Source organism: Muriicola sp. Z0-33 (assembly GCF_026126425.1).
Classification (GTDB): Bacteria; Bacteroidota; Bacteroidia; order Flavobacteriales; family Flavobacteriaceae; genus JAFMPW01.
Map to the genome: position 1 here is coordinate 1 of NZ_JAFMPW010000005.1, position 17,782 is coordinate 17,782.

17 protein-coding genes are annotated in these 17,782 nt (G+C 40.1%); 9 read left to right on the plus strand and 8 right to left on the minus strand.

Annotated features, from left to right (window positions below; translation table 11 throughout):
• From J1G40_RS08620 to recA, 3 genes are all read right to left on the minus strand, one after another.
• On the minus strand, positions 1-515 hold a 515-nt coding region (locus J1G40_RS08620; RefSeq protein WP_265242221.1), incomplete at its 3' end, for an RNA polymerase sigma factor.
• Positions 516-553: 38 nt separating this feature from the next.
• Entirely contained in the window at positions 554-979 is a 426-nt protein-coding gene (locus J1G40_RS08625; RefSeq protein WP_265242222.1) for a hypothetical protein, read from the minus strand.
• A 106-nt stretch (positions 980-1,085) separates the two neighbouring features.
• Positions 1,086-2,090 carry a recombinase RecA gene (gene recA, locus J1G40_RS08630; RefSeq protein ID WP_265242223.1) on the minus strand — a complete coding sequence of 335 codons (1,005 nt, stop codon included), beginning with the start codon at positions 2,088-2,090 and terminating at the stop codon, positions 1,086-1,088.
• A 389-nt stretch (positions 2,091-2,479) separates the two neighbouring features.
• On the opposite strand from recA, the gene J1G40_RS08635 reads away from it, so the two are divergent.
• The 8 genes from J1G40_RS08635 to J1G40_RS08670 all read left to right on the plus strand — a co-directional run bounded on the left by J1G40_RS08635 (position 2,480) and on the right by J1G40_RS08670 (position 11,248).
• Positions 2,480-3,511 carry a rhodanese-related sulfurtransferase gene (locus J1G40_RS08635; RefSeq protein ID WP_265242224.1) on the plus strand — a complete coding sequence of 344 codons (1,032 nt, stop codon included), beginning with the start codon at positions 2,480-2,482 and terminating at the stop codon, positions 3,509-3,511.
• A 210-nt stretch (positions 3,512-3,721) separates the two neighbouring features.
• Positions 3,722-4,885 carry a stage 0 sporulation family protein gene (locus J1G40_RS08640; RefSeq protein WP_265242225.1) on the plus strand — a complete coding sequence of 388 codons (1,164 nt, stop codon included), beginning with the start codon at positions 3,722-3,724 and terminating at the stop codon, positions 4,883-4,885.
• Entirely contained in the window at positions 4,878-5,360 is a 483-nt protein-coding gene (locus J1G40_RS08645) for a gliding motility lipoprotein GldH (RefSeq protein WP_265242226.1), read from the plus strand. Before J1G40_RS08640 ends, J1G40_RS08645 begins: the two co-directional genes overlap by 8 nt.
• A gap of 3 nt (positions 5,361-5,363) precedes the next feature.
• Complete coding sequence (locus J1G40_RS08650) at positions 5,364-7,697, plus strand: penicillin-binding protein 1A (protein ID WP_265242227.1); 2,334 nt, start codon at positions 5,364-5,366, stop codon at positions 7,695-7,697.
• A gap of 134 nt (positions 7,698-7,831) precedes the next feature.
• The gene (locus J1G40_RS08655) at positions 7,832-8,533 is read left to right on the plus strand and encodes a CoA transferase subunit A (protein ID WP_265242228.1); all 702 of its coding nucleotides are present in this window, start codon (positions 7,832-7,834) and stop codon (positions 8,531-8,533) included.
• Positions 8,533-9,186 carry a 3-oxoacid CoA-transferase subunit B gene (locus J1G40_RS08660; RefSeq protein ID WP_265242229.1) on the plus strand — a complete coding sequence of 218 codons (654 nt, stop codon included), beginning with the start codon at positions 8,533-8,535 and terminating at the stop codon, positions 9,184-9,186. The genes J1G40_RS08655 and J1G40_RS08660 overlap by 1 nt, the downstream gene beginning before the upstream one ends.
• A 359-nt stretch (positions 9,187-9,545) precedes the next feature.
• Positions 9,546-10,088: a GNAT family N-acetyltransferase gene (locus J1G40_RS08665; protein WP_265242230.1), complete on the plus strand. Its 543-nt coding sequence runs from the start codon at positions 9,546-9,548 to the stop codon at positions 10,086-10,088.
• Complete coding sequence (locus J1G40_RS08670; RefSeq protein ID WP_265242231.1) at positions 10,088-11,248, plus strand: serine hydrolase domain-containing protein; 1,161 nt, start codon at positions 10,088-10,090, stop codon at positions 11,246-11,248. Before J1G40_RS08665 ends, J1G40_RS08670 begins: the two co-directional genes overlap by 1 nt.
• A gap of 2 nt (positions 11,249-11,250) precedes the next feature.
• On the opposite strand, the gene J1G40_RS08675 is transcribed toward J1G40_RS08670, so the two are convergent.
• Together J1G40_RS08675 and J1G40_RS08680 are read right to left on the minus strand one after the other, a co-directional pair.
• Positions 11,251-11,949 (minus strand): LytR/AlgR family response regulator transcription factor, encoded by a 699-nt coding sequence (locus J1G40_RS08675; RefSeq protein ID WP_265242232.1) that lies wholly within the window; start codon positions 11,947-11,949, stop codon positions 11,251-11,253.
• Positions 11,946-12,917: a sensor histidine kinase gene (locus J1G40_RS08680; protein ID WP_265242233.1), complete on the minus strand. Its 972-nt coding sequence runs from the start codon at positions 12,915-12,917 to the stop codon at positions 11,946-11,948. The genes J1G40_RS08675 and J1G40_RS08680 overlap by 4 nt, the downstream gene beginning before the upstream one ends.
• 213 nt (positions 12,918-13,130) lie before the next feature.
• On the opposite strand from J1G40_RS08680, the gene J1G40_RS08685 reads away from it, so the two are divergent.
• Positions 13,131-13,706 (plus strand): thioredoxin family protein, encoded by a 576-nt coding sequence (locus J1G40_RS08685; protein ID WP_265242234.1) that lies wholly within the window; start codon positions 13,131-13,133, stop codon positions 13,704-13,706.
• Here the strand turns inward: J1G40_RS08685 and J1G40_RS08690 are convergent.
• The 3 genes from J1G40_RS08690 to J1G40_RS08700 form a co-directional block, all read right to left on the minus strand.
• Entirely contained in the window at positions 13,703-14,860 is a 1,158-nt protein-coding gene (locus J1G40_RS08690; RefSeq protein WP_265242235.1) for a methionine aminotransferase, read from the minus strand. The genes J1G40_RS08685 and J1G40_RS08690 overlap by 4 nt on opposite strands.
• Positions 14,861-14,976: 116 nt before the next feature.
• On the minus strand, positions 14,977-15,723 hold the full coding sequence (locus J1G40_RS08695) for a succinate dehydrogenase/fumarate reductase iron-sulfur subunit (RefSeq protein ID WP_265242236.1): 747 nt from the start codon (positions 15,721-15,723) through the stop codon (positions 14,977-14,979).
• Positions 15,724-15,778: 55 nt separating this feature from the next.
• Positions 15,779-17,782, minus strand: a complete 2,004-nt coding sequence (locus J1G40_RS08700) for a fumarate reductase/succinate dehydrogenase flavoprotein subunit (RefSeq protein WP_265242237.1) — start codon at positions 17,780-17,782, stop codon at positions 15,779-15,781.

Here is a 17,782-nt window from a genome sequence, read left to right on the forward strand (position 1 = left end):
TTTTTTTTTTTGATCTTCTCCTTTAAAATCATCCTTGCTCTTGCGAGATTAGATTTTGATGTTCCTGTTGAGGTCCCTAGCTCTTCACTTATTTCTTTGTGAGAGTAACCGTCAAGAACATACATATTAAATGTGAGGCGATATTTATTAGGGAGTTCCTGAATGTATCGAAGCAGCGTCTTGAGATCTACATCAATATATCCTGTTTCTTCTTCTACCTCTTCTTCCTGATTTTCTGAAACCACATTGAGGTATTCTTCTTTTCTGTATTTCTGAAGCACCGTATTTACTGTAATACGTTTCATCCAGCCTTCAAATGACCCCTTAAATTTATATTGCCCAATTTTATCGTAAATGGTCATAAAACTATCGTGCAGATTATCTTCTGCCTCGGTCTTATTCCGGGAGTATTTTAGGCAAATGCCGAACAAAATACGGGAGTACTTCCTGTATAACTGTTCCTGCGCTTTCCTATCACCTCTTTTACAATTATGTATGAGTTTATCCAGACTCAAAATGTTGGTTAGATTAAGTTGGTATTAAGTAGTCGTTGTTATGGTGTAACGGGCACTTCAACTTCAAAAAATTGAGACGATCCGCTTTCATCTTCACCAGTCCAAAATCTAAAGACATAAGTTTTAGAATAAAGACATAAAAAACTAAATGTGGTCTCCACCTCTTCCACAGCCTGTGTACACTGTTCATTTTCACGCTCTGCGCCAAAGGCTACAACATTCCTTATCTGATTGTCTTCAGTTTCCGTTTCGGAAATGTCAAAACCTTCAAATGAAGTACAACCATTTGGAGTAGCATAGGTGACCCTAATTTGGTAGGTTTGATTCAGCGTAAAAGATTCAGGAAGTTCTGCTGCGGTAATTTGTAACGGAACAAAATGAAATTTTTCTTCGCCATCATCCAAACTACACGAGTTAAGACCTATGCTAGCACAACAAAGGAGTAATAACAACGCTTTCTTCATAGTCAACTCTTCTAATTGTTATCCTAAAGATGAAAGGCAGTTCTAAAGGTTGCTTTTAAAAAGGCGAAAAACCCGGTATTCCGTTGTCTTACCGGATAATATAGTATTATGCAAGAGAACTGATAGCCACTTTAATCTTAGCCTCCAGCTCATCGATCAGTTCTGGGTTGTCTTTCAATAATTCTTTAACCGCATCACGGCCCTGTCCTAATTTTGTGTCCCCATAGCTAAACCAGGAACCACTCTTTTTAACAATTTCATATTCTACCCCCAGGTCCAGTATTTCACCAACTTTTGAAATACCCTCCCCGTACATAATATCAAATTCTGCCGTTTTAAAAGGGGGAGCAACTTTGTTTTTAACCACTTTTACCCGTGTCTTATTACCGAGTACTGCACCATCGGTGTTCTTGATCTGCGTGGATCGCCTAATGTCCAGGCGTACAGAAGCGTAAAATTTTAAAGCATTACCACCTGTCGTTGTTTCAGGGTTTCCGAACATTACCCCAATTTTTTCGCGTAACTGATTAATAAAAATAACAGTACAATGGGTTTTACTAATTGAACCCGTAAGTTTCCTAAGTGCTTGCGACATAAGACGGGCGTGAAGCCCCATTTTAGAATCTCCCATTTCCCCTTCTATTTCGCTTTTAGGGGTAAGTGCCGCAACCGAATCTATAATAACAATGTCAATGGCACCTGAACGGATAAGATTGTCTGCAATTTCCAATGCCTGTTCTCCATGGTCTGGTTGAGAAATGATGAGATTATCAATATCTATTCCCAGTTTTTGAGCATAGAACCTGTCAAAAGCGTGTTCTGCGTCTATGAATGCCGCAATGCCTCCATTCTTCTGAGCTTCTGCTATAGCATGCAGCGTCAGGGTAGTTTTACCAGAAGATTCCGGGCCATATATTTCTATAACTCTTCCCCTGGGATAACCCCCAACTCCTAAAGCGATATCCAGGCCTAAAGAACCGGAGGGAATAACTTCTACATCTGCAACTACGGTATCTCCCATTTTCATAACAGCTCCTTTTCCGTAAGTTTTATCGAGCTTGTCTAAGGTTAGTTTTAAGGCTTTTAATTTCGCTTCTTTCTCGTTACTCATTTTTTGAAAATATATAGTGTTAGGAAGGCTAAATTACCATTTCTTTTTAGGTATTACAATGTCAAAAGCAACCTTTTTAATTTTCGTGCATCCTAGAGATATGTGTTCGTACAAAAACACCTAAAACACCATTTTCCGAAAGGACTTTGGACAAGTTTTGACCACAATCATATTGAAGATTCTATGAAAAAGGAAGTACAACAGATGTGGTCTGTTGAAGCCCTGATAATTTTATCGGGGCTTTTCTTTTCTTTATAGTTTAATTTACGCCTTCTTCCGCCAATTTACCTTGGTATAGTGCAAAACAGCTACAGTTTTATCTGGAATACGGGAGATATTGATTATTTTTGTCCCCTTACTGAACCTTTAATCTTAATTTTTAGTATAGCATGCAACTGTACAATACATTAAGCGCAAAGGAAAGAGAAATTCTTATTGAGGAAGCCGGAAAAGAACGGCTTACCATCTCTTTCTATAAATATGCCCATATAGGTAATACCTCAATCTTTAGAGATTATCTGTTCATTCATTGGAATGAACTCGATGTCCTAGGAAGGATCTATGTCGCTAACGAAGGGATTAACGCCCAGTTATCTGTTCCTGCAGAAAATTTTGAAAAGTTTAAACATCATTTAGACGGCATTAGCTTTCTTAACAATGTACGGCTGAATATCGCGATAGAACAAGACAACAAATCTTTCCTCAAACTCAAAGTTAAAGTTCGAAAGAAAATAGTTGCCGACGGTTTAAATGATAACACTTTCGATGTAACTGATAAAGGGGTTCATGTAAACGCCGAAGCTTTTAATGAGCTCATTGAAGATCCCGATACCGTTCTGGTGGATATGCGCAATCATTACGAATCCGAAATAGGGCACTTTAAAAATGCAATTACCCCGGATGTGGATACCTTCAGGGATTCTTTAGACATTATTGAAAATGACCTGAAAGAGCATAAAGAAGATAAGAAGCTCGTAATGTATTGTACCGGAGGCATAAGATGCGAGAAAGCAAGCGCTTATTACAAACACAAGGGGTTTAAACAAGTATATCAGCTCGAAGGTGGCATTATAGACTATACCCGCCAGGTGAAGAAAAGGAATCTTGAAAACAAATTTATTGGAAAGAACTTTGTTTTTGATCACAGGAGGGGAGAGCGGATTTCAGAAGATATTATATCTAACTGCCATCAATGCGGTGCTCCTTGCGATACCCATGTTAATTGTGCAAATGAAGCCTGCCATTTATTGTTCATACAGTGCCATACCTGCGCTGAAAAAATGAACGACTGTTGTTCGGACGCCTGTAAAGAGATTCATGAGTTACCATTTGAAACTCAAAAGAAACTAAGAAAGGGCAAAGGAGCCAGCAATAAAATCTTTAAGAAAGGACGCTCTGAAGTGCTGAAGTTCAAAAAATAAGCACTTACCACAAGAAGATTAAAACATTGAACTGTGGCCATACAATTATTCACAAATCATCTTTGACTACACAGGGTTCAAATGCAATGCATAGCGTTAAGCGGTGCTATGTTTCTATTCAAAAGCAAATTGTCTTATCTTTACCTTTGAGTTTAATATGAACCTTATTTGGCGAAAACAATAGCGTTTCGCCAAACCAAGATACAAAATATGGGTTGTAACAGTTGTTCAACCGGTAAGGATGGACAACCGCGTGGATGCAAGAATAATGGGACTTGTGGCACAGATGGTTGTAATAAATTAACCGTGTTTGACTGGCTTTCCAACATGTCTCTTCCTAACGGTCAACAGCCGTTCGACTGTGTTGAAGTCCGATTTAAAAATAGTAGGAAGGAATTTTACAGGAATTCCGAAAATCTTTCACTTTCTATAGGAGATATTGTGGCTACACAGGCAAAATCTGGCCATGATGTAGGGATGGTTACCCTTTCCGGAGAATTGGTAAAGGTTCAAATGAAAAAGAAGAAAGTTGACCTGAAGAGTGAAGAAATTCCAAAGATTTACAGGAGAGCATCCCAGAAAGATATTGATAAGTGGCAACGGTGTAGAGATAAAGAAGAAGAAATAAAAAAGCGAGCCAGAGAAATTGCTATTCTCCTTAAACTTCAAATGAAAATCTCAGATGTTGAATTTCAGGGAGATGGTTCTAAAGCTACTTTCTATTATACAGCCGAAGAACGGGTAGATTTCAGGCAACTCATCAAAGATATGGCCAAAGCTTTTGGTATCCGCATTGAGATGAGGCAAATAGGCTATAGGCAAGAAGCCCAAAGATTGGGAGGGATAGGTTCTTGCGGACGCGAATTATGTTGCTCTACATGGCTTTCAGATTTCAGATCTGTAAGTACTGCGTCAGCGCGTTATCAACAATTATCTCTTAATCCTCAAAAACTAGCAGGCCAGTGTGGGAAACTAAAATGTTGCCTCAATTATGAATTGGACGTGTACCTGGACGCCCTAAAAGATTTCCCTCCTCAGGACGCTAAACTAGCAACAGAAAAAGGCATCGCCTTTTGCCAGAAGACAGATATTTTTAAAGGAGCCCTCTGGTATTCTTACAAAGATGACCCTGCCAATTGGCATGAACTTACCAGCAATCAAGTACAGGAGATTCTTGAAAAAAACAAAAAGAAAATAAAGGTTCCCAGCCTTGAAGAATATGCAGCCGACAATTTACGTGAGGAAGAAGTCGTTTTTGAAAACGTAGTTGGTCAGGATAGCCTTACCCGGTTCGACAGGCCCAAACGACAGAACAAAAAGCGCAAAAATAAAAAGCGTAGAAACTATAAAAAAAGACCTGCCAGAAATGCGTAATTTTCTTTTAATACTGATTATTAGTACCCTTATTTCGTCCTGTTCGGAAACACTTCAAGTATCTGAATTTACTGCTATCCCTGGGGGTAACTGGAATAAAGATGACACTGTGGAATTTACATTTTCAGAAGTGGACACTTTGGGAATCCACAATATATTTGTCATGGTAAGAAATGATGAAAGATATCCATACAGCAATCTATTTCTTATCACCGAATTAGGATTCCCGAATGGAGAAACCATAAGAGATACTCTGGAATATGAAATGGCCCTGCCAGATGGTCAATGGCTGGGAAAAGGGTATGGTAGTATAAAAGAAAATAAGCTCTGGTATAAGGAAAACATCGTTTTTCCCGTTAGTGGCGTATATACTTTACAAATATCTCACGCGATGCGTAAAAATGGAAACGTTGATGGCATTGCAGATCTGCAGGGGATCACTGATATTGGTTTCGAAATAGAAAAGAGTAAATAGGTTATGGCAAAAAAAGCGAAAGCGCCCAGTTTTATTAAATTCATAAAATGGTTTTGGATTGTATTTGGAGTAGGAGTACTTTCTCTTGTGCTCATCTTTCTTATGGCTTCCTGGGGAGCTTTTGGTGAAATGCCCACTTTTGAACGACTCGAAAGTCCGCAGACCAATTTAGCTACTGAAATAATCTCATCTGATGGGAAAACGCTTGGAAAATTCTATTTGGATGATAACCGAACTCCAGTCCCTTATGATAGCCTTCCAGCAAATCTTGTCAACGCCTTGGTAGCCACAGAAGATGCCCGATATTATGAACATTCCGGCATCGATGCGCGTGGTACGCTGAGGGCTGTTTTCTTTCTCGGAAAACGGGGAGGAGCCAGCACCATTTCTCAGCAATTGTCCAAGTTGCTATTTACCGAACGTGCTTCTGCCAGTACCTTAGACCGGATTCTTCAGAAAGCTAAAGAATGGGTTATCGCCACACGCCTCGAAAGACAGTACACTAAGGAGGAAATTGTGGCAATGTATATGAATGAATACGATTTTGGATATAATGCAGATGGGATAAGATCTGCCGCACGAATCTATTTTGGGAAAGAGCCAGCACAGCTAAAGACCGTGGAATCAGCTGTACTAGTTGGGATGCTTAAGAATTCTTCGCTATATAATCCCATTCGCCGTGAGGAGTTGGTATTCAACAGAAGAAATACAGTCCTCAGCCAAATGGCTAAATACGAGTACATAACTGAACAGGAAAAAGACTCGCTGCAGGCCTTAAAAATGGACATCAATTTTAGTCCGGAATCCCACCGTGAAGGATTAGCGACCTATTTCAGGATGTACCTGCAACGTTTTTTAAACAATTGGATTGATAAAAACCCAAAACCTGCATTGGAAGGAGAAAGAGACCGGTGGAATATTTATTTGGACGGATTGAAGGTGTACACTACAATAGATTCGAGGATGCAGAGGAATGCCGAAGAAGCCACCAGAGAACATATGAAAAGGCTTCAGGCCGAGTTTTTTCATCAAAATACCCCTGATCGCAATAGTACCGCTCCCTTTTTAGAATTGGAAAAGGATGAAATTAACGGCATCATGGAAAAGGCCATAAAAAGTTCTTCTCGTTGGAGAAAAATGAAAGCTAACGGAATTTCAGAAAAAGAAATCAGAGCTTCTTTTACCAAAGCAACCGAAATGACCGTCTTTGACTGGAATAGCGAGACCCAGGAAAAAGATACAATAATGACTCCCCTGGATTCTATACGATATTACAAAACATTTCTTCGGGCTTCTATGATGAGTATGGAGCCACAAACCGGGCATGTAAAGGCATGGGTAGGAGGACTTAATTACAAACATTTTCAGTACGATAATGTTATTCAGGGAGCACGACAGGCAGGGTCCACTTTTAAACCGTTTATTTATGCAGCTGCAATAGACCAATTGCGCTATTCCCCCTGTGATTCGCTTCCGGATAGTCAGTACTGCATTGAGGCAGGGAAACACGGTAATCCCGAACCCTGGTGTCCAAAAAATGCGGATGGCAAGTATTCCGGAAGGAATTTTACACTAAAGCATGCTCTTGCCAATTCTGTAAATACCGTTACTGCTCAGCTTATAGACAGGGTAGGGCCAAAAGCCGTAGTTTCTATAGTAAAGAACCTTGGGCTAACCCGTGAAATCCTGGAGGTACCTGCAATTGCGTTAGGAGTGCCAGAAGTTAACGTCTTCGAAATGGTTGGCGCTTATGGAACATTCGTAAACCAAGGGGTCTATGTAAAGCCAGTTACAGTGACCAGAATTGAAGATAAAAACGGAACTGTCCTTTATGAATACGTTCCGGAAACCAAAGATGTATTGAGTAAAGATGTGGCCTATGCAATGGTGAATTTGATGGAGGGAGTCACTCAGGGAGGTTCAGGGACACGCCTAAGACACACCTACAAAAAGAATGCTACGGAATACAAGGAAATTATAACCGGGTACCCTTATGAATTTACCAATCCGATTGCCGGGAAAACAGGAACTACTCAGAATCAAAGTGATGGCTGGTTTATGGGGATGGTTCCAAATTTGGTCACCGGAGTCTGGGTCGGAGGAGAAAACAGGTCCATTCATTTCAGGACAATTACATATGGCCAGGGGGCCTCTATGGCATTACCCATTTGGGGATTATATATGAAAAAGAACTATGCCAACGAAGACCTGGGCATATCTCAGGAAGAATTTCCAGAACCAGAGGAGTTGTCTATTAATGTGGATTGTACAAAAATTAAAGAGGAAACACAGAAAGACAACGACCTTGATGACGATCTGGATGATCTGGATTTTTAGTCCTGAAAGATCATATAAAACACAATCATTACAATTATAATTTATCCCGCTTTTGAGCGGGATTTTTTATTTAATGATGTATTTTAGTAGAGCTTGGGGTAGATAAAAAGCCCCATACATTAGATCGGCAACATATGATAAAGAAAACGGTAAAGGATGTAAGAAAAGCCCTTGACGGAGTGCAAAATGGCATGACCTTTATGCTAGGGGGGTTTGGACTCTGTGGAATTCCGGAAAATGCAATAGCGGAATTAGTGCGCCTTGGTATTAGAGACATCACCTGTATTAGCAATAATGCAGGGGTAGACGACTTTGGTCTGGGATTACTATTGCAAAAACACCAGATAAAAAAAATGATTTCTTCATATGTGGGAGAGAACGATGAATTTGAACGTCAGATGTTAAGCGGAGAACTGGATGTAGAACTTACACCTCAGGGAACACTGGCAGAGAAATGCAGATCGGCACAAGCTGGCTTTCCCGCTTTCTTTACCCCAGCGGGTTTTGGAACAGAAGTAGCAGAAGGAAAGGAAACACGAGAATTTAACGGAAAAATGTATGTATTGGAGAAAGCCTATGAAGCTGATTTTTCTTTTGTTAAGGCCTGGAAAGGAGATGAAGCAGGGAATTTAATGTTTAAAGGAACAGCCAGAAATTTTAATCCATGTATGTGCGGAGCGGCTAAAATTACGGTCGCTGAGGTTGAAGAATTACTGCCGGCAGGGTCACTAGACCCTAACCAAATTCATGTACCAGGCATCTTTGTCCAACGAATATTCCAGGGAGAGAATTATGAAAAGCGAATAGAACAGTTAACCACAAGGGCAAAGAACTAATGTTAGATAAAAACGGGATTGCAAAACGAATAGCAAAGGAGGTAAAGGATGGCTACTATGTAAATCTGGGCATTGGCATTCCCACCCTGGTTGCGAATTTCGTACGCGAGGATATCGATGTAGAATTTCAAAGTGAAAATGGTGTTCTCGGAATGGGTCCTTTTCCTTTTGAGGGTGACGAAGACGCAGATATAATAAATGCAGGGAAACAAACTATAACTACGCTTCCCGGGGCATCTTTTTTTGATTCGGCTACGAGTTTCGGGATGATCAGAGGACAACATGTGCACCTCACAATTCTGGGAGCAATGGAGGTTTCCCAAACCGGGGATATTGCAAATTGGAAGATTCCGGGAAAAATGGTAAAAGGAATGGGAGGAGCTATGGACCTGGTTGCTTCAGCTGAAAATATTATTGTCGCTATGATGCACACCAACAGAGCAGGAGCATCTAAATTGCTCAGCGAATGTTCCCTGCCGTTGACAGGGGTTAATTGCGTAAAAAAAATAGTTACCAATCTTGCCGTTATAGAAATTGTACCCGAAGGGTTTAAATTATTAGAAAGAGCTCCGGGGGTTACCGTGAAAGAAATTAAAGATGCCACTAAAGGACATCTCATCATTGAAGGAGAAATTCCAGAAATGGTATTATAGCGAAGAAATTGAACAGTTTATCGAAGAAAATTACCATTAATTTTATTCACAACAGTATAATATCAATTCACAACATATATTTAGCCACGATAAGAATAGGAAGTATATTTACAAAATAATACAACGTTAGACCCAATTTCTAGCCCTTAACCTACAAAGACTATGGAAGCCCAAATTAACCACAGACCTGTTGAAGAAGAAGTTCAGGTATATCGCAACGATTTCTACAGCGGTCTAATTATGCTGGCCAGAAAACTCTTTATGTTATAGAAAAGAGATTTTTTTGCAAGAAATAAAAGAGCAGTTCCCCCAAAGACTGCTCTTTTTTATTTTAGTATTTTAGGATGCAGTAGAATTTGATGAACCTCCACTATAATCTTTGCACTTCTGAAGACCTGGCCCAATTAACTCAATTGGCCAGAAAGACTTTTGCAGACGCTTTTGAATCCCAGAATGATCCAAAAGACTTTTCAGCCTATATGAACACTGTTCTGTCTGAAGAAAACCTTGAAAAGGAGCTTCTGGATCCCGACTGTAGTTTTTACTTTGTAAAAAACGAGGATAAACTGGTAGGCTATTTTAAGTTAAATGAAAATGCTGCTCAAACAGAGTTAAAGCGAAGTGATAGTCTGGAATTGGAACGTATCTATGTAGATGAAAAATTTCAGGGCATGAAAATAGGCGCCTGGATACTACAGCAGGCAATTGATTTGGCAAAAGGGAAGGATGCAGATTTTTTATGGCTTGGGGTGTGGGAACACAATACAGCAGCAATTAAATTTTATCAGCGCTATGGTTTTATCAAGTTTGGGGAACACCCCTATTACGTCGGTGATGATAAACAAATAGATTGGTTAATGCGGCTAGATTTGGTTACCTTGAAATCACAAAATAGTTCATAATGAATGTAAAAAAGGGAGTTTTAGCCATATGTTTCTTAGTCATTAATCTAATTTCAGCACAAGAAGGGTATTATTTTCCAGATAGAAATGCATCCTGGGCAAGCGCTCCTCCTTCGGCATTTAATATCAATGAGCAAGAATTAGATGAAGCTGTGAACTTCGCCGAAAATAATGAATATTCCGGATCGCGCGATTTACGAATAGCCATACTCAAAGGATTTGAACGCGAACCTTTTCATGAGATTCTGGGACCTACTAAAAAAAGAGGTGGGCCGGCCGGGATCATTCTGAAAAAAGGACGAATTATTCGTACATGGGGAGATATAAAAAGAGTAGACATGACCTTTAGTGTTACCAAAAGTTTCTTGTCTACAGTGGCCGGATTAGCAGTGGACAAAGGGCTAATTGCTTCTACTAATGATAAAGTGGGGGATTATTTGTGGGATGGCACTTTTGAAGGAGCACATAATAGTAAAATTAATTGGGGACACCTGTTACAACAAAACTCCGATTGGACAGGGGAACTCTGGGGAGGAAAAGATTGGGCAGACAGACCACCACGACAAGGGGGAATAGACGATTGGAAATTCCGAAAACTCAATGAGCCGGGAACGGTAATGGAATACAATGATGTTCGTGTAAATGTATTGGCATATGCATTAACACATGTTTGGAGAAAACCTTTACCCATGGTGTTAAAAGAGGAATTGATGGATAAAATAGGGGCGTCTACCACCTGGAGATGGCACGGTTATAAAAATGCGTGGACCGAGATAGATGGGATTCAGATGAAATCGGTAACGGGGGGAGGTCATTCAGGGGCTGGGATTTTTATAAATGCTGAGGATATGGCAAGATTTGGGCTGTTATTTTTGAATGAAGGCAGATGGAAATCAGAGCAATTAATTAGTCCGGAATGGATCAGGGAGGCTACTACCCCCTCTACACCCAACGTAAATTATGGCTATATGTGGTGGTTAAACAAAAAAAGTAAACGGTATTGGTCCGGGCTTTCTGAAGAGCTTTACTATGCCGCAGGATTTGGCGGAAATTTTATTGTTATTGACAAGCAAAACGATTTGGTTGTCGTCACAAGATGGTTGGAGCCTTCCAAAATAGAGGAATTTATGAAGATGGTGAATACAGCTATAAGTAATTAGTACTATCCCAGACTTATCCGTTTTCTGAATTGTGGTTTATATGTTCTACCTACCGGAATACCTTGCCCATTTAGAAATACGAGATTTCCTTTAATTTTTTCGATCTTTTTACAATTAATGATATAAGACCTGTGCACCTGAATAAAGTCTTCATCAGGCAGTTTTTCTATCCAGGTCTTTAAGGCGTCGATAAAGGTGAATTTACCTTTCAATGTAACGAGAGTAATGTAATTTCTATCCGATGCAATAAACAAAATATCCGTTAATAGAATTTTATGAAGCGTTTTATCAATATTGACAAAAATGGAAGCTTCTTCTTCCATTGTAGTGTATTGATCCATTGTTTTTCTATGGCCATTTTTTGCTTTGTTAATGGCTTTTAAAAATCGATGAAAGGAAAATGGCTTTACCAGGTAGTCGCAAATAGTATCCAGTTCAAAACTTTCAGCCGCATGCTCCGGATAGGCTGTTGTCATTATTATTCCTGGAGGGTTATTTAAGGTTCTGATATACTCAATCCCTGAAATATCGGGTAAGTTGATATCTAGAAAAATAAGATCAACAGCATTGTTTTGTAAGAACCGATTGGCTTCCAGGGCAGATTGAAACGCAGCGATCAGGGTGAGCTCTGGCAATTTTGAAATATAATGCTTCACCAATTTTTGAGCTGGAATTTCATCTTCTATAATTACGCAATTCATCTTAGATCCAGTTTTAAAATAGCGATAAATTCTTCCCCCGAACTAAGGGTCAGTTCGTGTTTATTCTTATAAAGTAATGACAGGCGCTTTTTTAAATTGTCTAATCCTATGGGCGTATGTTCGTCCAGATTTTTAGAGAGACCTACCAAATTCTTGCAATTGCATTCCAGGACCCCTTCATGTACACTTATGGTTATTGAAATGGTACTTTTTGCTGCACTATGCTTAAAGGCATTTTCTATTAATGTAATTAGTAATAATGGGGCTATTTCATACTCCCCGAAATCTCCGCTTGTAGAATAGTTGATCTCTTTAATATTTTCTGTCCGGATCCTCTGAAAATCAATATAGTTGCTTATGTATTCCAGTTCGTTAGTCAAAGGTACCTTTTGACCGTTGCTTTCGTAAAGTACATGCTTTAGGTTATCGGACAATTTAAGGATCAATTCCGGTGCCTGGTCCGGCTTTTCCAGGGCATATGAATATATAGTATTTAGATTGTTGAAAAGGACATGTGGATTAATCTGCGATTTTAAATATTGAAGCTCCATAAGCGTATTTTCCTTTTTGATCAGGGAAATCTCTTCTTGTTTTTCCAAATATCTGTATAACATCCAGACAAACGAAAAGAAAACAATTGGCACCAGGGTTTGCCAAAGATAATCTGACAGGCATTTCATTAAAGAACAACCACACTGGGCCAGGTAATTACAGTACAATTGGGTAGCAACTACCGCAACAGTTGTAATAAGGATGGCATAAGGAAGATAGATTCTCCGTTTCAGAAAATAGGGCAGCAAGAATTCACTGTTAACATACACCAATACTACCAATATTGCGAAGTACTGCAAAAATGGATTTTCCTTCCAATAGTAATCCGAGAAAACAAAAAGGGATACGAAGATGAACAATGCCCAAAAAAGCAGATGGATTAATATTTTGGAAATATTGTGACTGAAAATCTTCATCGAATATTAAAACCGAAAAGTACCAAAAAAGTATTGCTTGTTCAAAAAACCTTTACCAAATGAAGTTTCATCTGTACAAACGACTGCCTTCATCAAAAGATACGTTTAGTACAGGTAATATAGCAGCTTGCAAAGTTTTGTCTTCCGCAGGGATACTTTTCATTATTCCGGAATTCCACCAGATTAGTTTTATGGCAGCAAAAAACAAACACCATGAAAAATGTAAAGCACATCTTATTACTTCTGGCACTTATTTCATTTACCAACAAAGGCACGTCCCAGGAAACAAATTACCAGATAACCGATCAAAATGGCAGAGTAAAACTTTTGGGGGTCATCAATAAAGACGGACTTATGAAACCTCCTTTTCAGTCATGGTATAAGAGTGGTTTTAATAGCTATCAATTAGATATGGCAACAATAGCGTCATTTGAGAAAGAGCTGGGAAATTATACTATTAAAGTTTTTATGGGGACCTGGTGTGGGGATAGCAAACGCGAGATTCCAAGGTTTTACAAAGTTCTGGATGCCACTGAATATCCTGAAAAACAATTAATTACTATAGCTGTAGATTATGTTAAGCCCAATTACAAAAAAAGTCCCGGGGGCGAGGAAAAGGGGATGAATATCATTAAAGTACCCACGTTTATATTTTACAAAAACGGAAAAGAAGTTAATAGAATTATAGAATCCCCGGTTGCATCTTTTGAAAAGGATATGGCGGCTATTTTAAGTGGAAAGGACTATGTTCCCAACTACAGTAATATGCCTGTACTCCCGGTAGACTAAATACTGCACAAGATTTTTGCCGCCTTCAGCAGGGTTTCATCTGTCTTCGCAAAACAAAATCGCAATTGCTTATTATCTTCTCCATTGCAGTTGAAAACTGAAATTGGGATGCTCGCCAGGCCTTTTTCAATGGTTAACCTTCTGGCCAGGGCTACATCGTGTTCCTCTGTAATTGCCGAATAATCCAGTAGTTGGAAATAAGTGCCTTGCGAAGGGGTGTAAGTAAACCTGGATTCGGATATGGCACTTAAAAACAGATCTCTTTTTTGCTGAAAAAAGTTACCCAAACCAGTATAATGGCTGGGTTCTTTCAAGTAATTGGCAAGGGCTACCTGAACAGGATGACTAACAGAGAACACTGTAAATTCATGAATTTTCTGAATTTCCTCCATTAAGGATTTGGGCGCTGCACAATATCCCATTTTCCATCCGGTACTGTGAAAAGTTTTTCCAAATGAGGCGCAGATAATGCTTCTCTCAATCAGGTTCGGAAACCGCGCCACGCTTTGATGACTAACCCCATCAAAAGTAATATGCTCATAGGCCTCATCACTTAGTAATAAGATTTTGGTATCCTTCAGACAGTCCCCCAGTTGAATCATATCTTCGACTGAAAAGACTCTGCCACTGGGATTGTGTGGGGAATTAATGATTACCATCCTGGTATTCTCATTGAGAGCTGCCTTAAATGCTATCCAGTCGATCTCAAATGACTTTCCCTTCATTTGTATTAAAACAGGAGTTCCTCCATTGGCAATTATGGCCGGTTCATATGAGTCATATGCAGGTTTTAGCACCACAACTTCATCTCCTGGCCCTACAAATGCCGAAATAGTTGAATAGAGGGCCTCGGTGGCACCTACGGTTATGGTAATTTCAGATTCCGGATGGTATTTTGCATTATAAAGAGACGCTATCTTTTCAGAGATTACTTCCCTTAAAGCGTAGATGCCCTTCATAGGGGCATACTGATTATACCCTTCCTCCATGGCCTTGGAAACCAGGTTGATCAGGGTACTGTCCATATTAAAATTGGGAAATCCCTGAGATAAATTAAGGGCATTGTGTTTTTTTGCCAACCCACTCATTACAGTAAAAATTGAAGTGGGAAGATCGGGTAATTTAGAAGTAAACCCGGATGAGATTAAGGCCATAAGTTTTTGTGTTTGCTATAAAAGTAGCGAAATTGGCAGGCTTCAATTCTAATTCACCAAAAGAAGAAGTATTTTGTAAGGCTTTTGTGTATTTAAGAGCACTAATTAACTCTGAATTATCCCTTTACAGAGGCGCTTAAGTACTCTCTGTTTAGCCTGGCGATATTCTCTAAAGAAATACCCTTGGGACATTCTACTTCACAGGCTCCTGTATTGGTGCAATTACCAAAGCCTTCCAGATCCATTTGGCGTACCATATTCTGAACCCTGTCCACTGCTTCGACCCGGCCTTGAGGCAATAGTGCAAATTGGGAAACTTTAGCGGCTGTAAACAGCATTGCACTGGCATTTTTACAGGCGGCAACACATGCACCGCAACCGATACATGCAGCGGCATCCATGGCCTCGTCAGCAGCATGTTTATTAATCGGTATGGCATTGGCGTCAACGGTATTTCCGGAAGTGTTGACAGAAATATAGCCACCGGCCTGCTGTATTCTCTCGAACGCAGTACGATCAACAATTAAATCCTTGATTACCGGGAATGCCTTGGCCCGGAACGGTTCTATCACAATAGTATCTCCGTCATTAAATTTTCTCATATGAAGCTGGCAGGTAGTGATCAATCTATCTGGCCCATGTGGCTCTCCGTTAATTTGCATAGAACAGGTGCCGCAGATTCCTTCCCGGCAGTCATGATCAAACTCTACAGGTTCATCACCTTTATTTATCAGTTCTTCATTAAGAACGTCTAACATTTCCAGAAAAGACATATCACCTTCAATTCCATTGATTGGATATTCAACCATTTTACCGCTTGAAGAAGCATCTTTCTGGCGCCAAATTTTGAGTGTTAATTTCATATATCGTCTATTTGAGAACTGAGGTATTGCCAAACATCAATGCCTCTTCTACCTATTATTTATAACTTCTGGTTTTCAATTCTATATTCTCGTACTTTAAATCTTCTATATGAAGTACGGCTTCTTTTGGCTGTCCTTTATACTCCCAGGCTGCCACATATTTGAAGTTTTCATCATCTCTCAGGGCCTCTCCTTCTGGCGTTTGATATTCTTCCCTAAAATGGCCGCCACAGGATTCATTTCTATGCAATGCATCTTTGGCAAAAAGCTCTCCCAGTTCCAGAAAATCTGCTACTCTCCCCGCTTTCTCTAATTCCTGGTTCATGTTGTTTAAATCCCCAGGGACTTTTACATTCTCCCAGAAATCTTTGCGTAACTCAGCAATTTCATCAATAGCTTCTTTTAGTCCGGTAGCATTTCTGGCCATTCCACATTTGTTCCACATGATTTTGCCAAGTTTCTTGTGATAGTAATCTACAGAATGTTCTCCCTTGGCATTAAGTAATTTATCTAATCGTTCTCTCACTACGGATTCCGCAGCATCAAATTCGGGTGATGATGTAGAGATTTCCCCTGTTCTGATATCATCTGCCAAATAATCACCAATTGTATATGGCAGCACAAAATAGCCGTCTGCCAATCCTTGCATCAGAGCCGAGGCACCTAACCTGTTTGCACCGTGATCGCTAAAATTTGCTTCCCCCGCACAGTAGCATCCGGGTATAGTGGTCTGTAAGTTATAATCTACCCAAAGCCCACCCATAGTGTAATGCACAGCAGGATAAATCATCATTGGGGTTTTATATGGATTTTCATCTACAATCTTTTCATACATCTGGAACAAGTTTCCATACTTTTCCTCAATCACCTCTTCTCCCAGACTGCGAACGGTAGTGTCGTCCGGATTTTTAAGTCCTGAGGTTAATGCTTTTTCCTTGCCGTATCTCATAATTGCGGCAGCAAAATCAAGAAATACAGCTTCCCCTGTTTTATTTACTCCGAAACCGGCATCACATCGCTCTTTCGCAGCCCTTGAAGCCACATCCCTGGGGACAAGATTACCAAAAGCAGGGTAGCGCCTTTCCAGAAAATAGTCGCGTTCTTCTTCACTCAATTGAGTTGGTCTTAATTTACCTTCCCGGATAGACTGGGCATCTTCAAGCCTTTTAGGTACCCAAATTCTCCCGTCATTCCTTAAAGACTCCGACATTAGGGTTAATTTGGACTGATGCTCTCCGGAGACCGGGATACAAGTTGGATGAATCTGGGTAAAACATGGATTTGCAAAAAATGCTCCGCGCCTGTGGGCTCTCCACGCAGCGGTTACATTGCTTCCCATGGCATTGGTAGAGAGGAAGAACACATTTCCATATCCTCCAGTAGCCAATACAACTGCATGACCAGAATGTCTTTCAATTTTCCCGCTCACCAAATCTCTGGCGATAATGCCTCTGGCTTTACCATCTACCAGCACAAGATCTAGCATCTCATGACGATTATAAGCCTTAATTTTTCCGCGGTTTATTTGCCTGTTCATTGCGGCATAAGCACCCAGCAATAATTGTTGTCCTGTCTGCCCTTTAGCATAGAACGTCCTTGACACCAATACTCCACCAAAAGAACGGTTATCCAGCAAACCTCCATATTCCCTGGCAAATGGCACTCCCTGAGCCACACATTGATCTATAATGTTAGCGGACTCTTCGGCCAACCTGTACACATTTGCTTCCCTGGACCTGTAATCTCCGCCTTTTACTGTATCATAAAATAGCCTGTAAGGACTATCGCCATCACCCTGGTAGTTCTTTGCGGCATTTATACCTCCCTGAGCTGCTATAGAATGTGCCCTTCTTGGAGAATCCTGATAACAAAAGGTCTTAACATTGTACCCAAGTTCTGCCAAAGTAGCGGCCGCAGATCCACCGGCTAGTCCGGTTCCTACTACAAGAATATCAATATTGCGCTTATTAGCAGGGTTTACCAGGTTAATTTCATTCTTATGATTTGTCCATTTTTTGGCTAACGGCCCAGATGGAATTTTTGAATCCAGAATTCCCAT